General features: G+C 35.8%; 1 protein-coding gene and 1 pseudogene. Both read left to right on the plus strand.

The features are described 5' to 3' along the window. Positions 1 to 139: flagellar basal body rod C-terminal domain-containing protein (locus H2279_RS08530; RefSeq protein ID WP_272770178.1), on the plus strand; the 139-nt coding region annotated here is incomplete at its 5' end. 177 nt (positions 140 to 316) lie between these two features. Next, positions 317 to 1,222, plus strand: a pseudogene (locus H2279_RS08535) (flagellar hook protein FlgE); the annotation flags it as partial.

Raw genomic sequence — 1,222 nt, forward strand, 5'->3', positions numbered from 1 at the left:
AGCACTTGAAATGTCAAACGTGGATTTGAGTCGTTCTTTAACAGAACTTATCATCATCCAAAGAGGTTATCAAGCAAACTCTAAAACGATTTCAACCAGTGATCAAATGCTTCAAACTTTGATCCAATTGAAACAATAATTTTTTGATCTTTTGATTCTTTATAAAATTTTTCCCACTTTTGTGGGAAACTAATCTTGCTTTACAAGTCTATTTTCTGGTAGATTTGTAATACTGGATTGGACTTGACTGCCTTCAAAATTATTGCTAACTCGCTCTTTTTAGAGTGAGTTGCAAATAATTTTGAAAAAAATTTTCAATAACGCAGGTTATGTTGTCCAAGGTTGGAATATCAACTGGGATACTCAAACCATCGATTCCTCAAGAACCCCTCAAAACATCTTCATCGATCCAGGTATGCACATCCCTGCCGCAAAATCAACCGAAGTCGCCATTAAAGCAAACCTAAACAGCGGTTTAAACATAGGCACAGCCAGCAGACCTTTATATTCTCTAGATTCTATCCACGGTTACAATAAAAAAACCGGTGAAACCAAAGACGAAAACGACACAGGCACAACCCAATTTTACACCACTTCTAAAAACGCCATCGATGTAACCGAAAAAGGCGTCGATTGCGCTTCTTTATTTAACGCCAGCGGCCAAGGACTTAACCTTAGAGAAGGCCAAGGCATTTGGGTATCTTACGCTGATGCGAAATTTACAACCGCAGGTGGTAAAGTTTTTGATGAAAACAGCCATCAAACTCAAAACAATGTAGTTTTTTGGGGTAATACAGATAATCCTGTAACTTTAGATATCACTCTAAATGGAGTTCATATTGAAAATGAAAGTATTAAAAGCATTGATGAAGCTGTTGCTTATATAAACACTTTTACAGTTCCAAATGATAGTAGAGCAGGTACAGGAGTCAAAGCAGTAAAAACAGCTGATGGTAGTGGTATAGAATTTGTCAATGACAACTCAAACGGCACCACTGACAATATGAAAAATATTGATTTAACTGTTAATGCTGGAAATGAAGCGGGTGAATTTCAAACTCTTACTTGGGATGGAGATAATAATAAATTTACAGCTGAGCTAACTCAAGCAGGACAAGATAGTGATTGGTTTGATGATAAATTGGCAGTAAATAATGTAAATAATCACGTAGAAATTATTACTGCTCATAAATATATCTATAGCTCTTCTCAACAAAATTTA

It is taken from the genome of Campylobacter sp. B0100352/1, assembly GCF_020135855.1.
GTDB lineage: Bacteria > Campylobacterota > Campylobacteria > Campylobacterales > Campylobacteraceae > Campylobacter_D > Campylobacter_D taeniopygiae.